A 1,217-nucleotide genomic window follows, 5' to 3' on the forward strand; every position below is an offset into this window, starting at 1 on the left:
TTTCATAAACTTAGATCATAGAATTTTTAGTAAGCATTATTATGCTGTCAATATTGTTATTCCTACTATTATATACTGTTTGCCCTTTTTAATAAGTACCACTTCAATATCCCCAATTTCAGTTGTTTTTATGGTAAAGCAATTTTTATCATTAAAAAGTTGACAATCTCCACGATAAATACGAACAGCTGAAAGTAGTCCTGCCTTAAAAGTTCCTTCATATAGCATTACATTATCCTTTATTTCTGCAAAAGAATAAAATTTATCCTCAAAAACATTTAAATTTTCATCAAGTCCCCTTACTCGTAACGGAAAATTTATCATCTTTTGTAGTTCAGCATCAGAAGAAGCTGCTTTTTTGGCTCTTTGTAAAAATTCATCAATGGTTTCACCTTTATCAGAAGAAAATACAACTTTACCCTCTCCTTTCAACGACTTTTTAATTTGATTTTTTACCTCTGTAGTAAACAAAGAGTACCCCCTATCCTCCAGAATTCCAATCATATCATACACCTTTTTCTTGATACCCAAAGGCAAGGCATCAAAACTTTGATCCACTTGGGTAAGTCTGCCGTCATCTAACGACGAATTTTGCTGACGAATAGCTATTTTCTTTCCAAGATGATAGATAATGATTTTTACTCTTCCTTCTTCAAAGCCTTTCCCATAGTTTGATTTCGTTCCATACACTACAATCGGATCTACAAAGCCATCATTATCTAAATCTTTCAAATTCAGATATTGCGTCCAAAACCCAATAGATTGCTCTGTTTCGTCAATGTAATCAGTAATAGTCCATCGCACTTTTACAGTCTTATCCTCTTCAAAAGACACATTAAAAGCTTTTATAGACCGCTTCAAACTATTTTCGTCCTGTATATTCCCTTTTGTCACCTTTTCAGTAAGAATCAAATACTGCTTGCCATCTTTATCCTCAAAAGGATACACCCTAAATATAGGAAATTCAACTCCTATCTGCTGCAACACCTCAGTAGGAAAAAGTTTTTTAATTTCCATATCTGTAAGAGGAGTCTCTCTATAATTTTTATCCTCTTGTGCTATACCCATAGTACAAATGAATATACTACATAAGGTAAATAATGTTTTAATTTGTAGCTTCATTTTCTTCTGTTTCTAAATTAAAAAAATGTTTCTTATTTGCCTCATTAGCAGTTATTTTGGGAATATTATAATTGAGGTGTCTATTTAGCTACATA

General features: G+C 32.0%; 1 protein-coding gene. It reads right to left on the reverse strand.

Annotated features, from left to right (window positions below; all coding sequences use genetic code 11):
* Positions 1 to 39: 39 nt before the first annotated feature.
* Positions 40 to 1,122, reverse strand: a complete 1,083-nt coding sequence (locus HMPREF9075_RS01000) for a M949_RS01915 family surface polysaccharide biosynthesis protein (protein WP_034556481.1) — start codon at positions 1,120 to 1,122, stop codon at positions 40 to 42.
* Between the last annotated feature and the right edge of the window lie 95 nt (positions 1,123 to 1,217).

This window comes from Capnocytophaga sp. oral taxon 332 str. F0381, from assembly GCF_000318275.2.
GTDB classification, from domain to species: Bacteria; Bacteroidota; Bacteroidia; order Flavobacteriales; family Flavobacteriaceae; genus Capnocytophaga; species Capnocytophaga bilenii.

Coding starts and splice junctions, on each gene's coding strand:
- HMPREF9075_RS01000 (WP_034556481.1), bottom strand. CDS start 1,122: ATGAAGCTACAAATTAAAACATTATTTACCTTATGTAGTATATTCATT.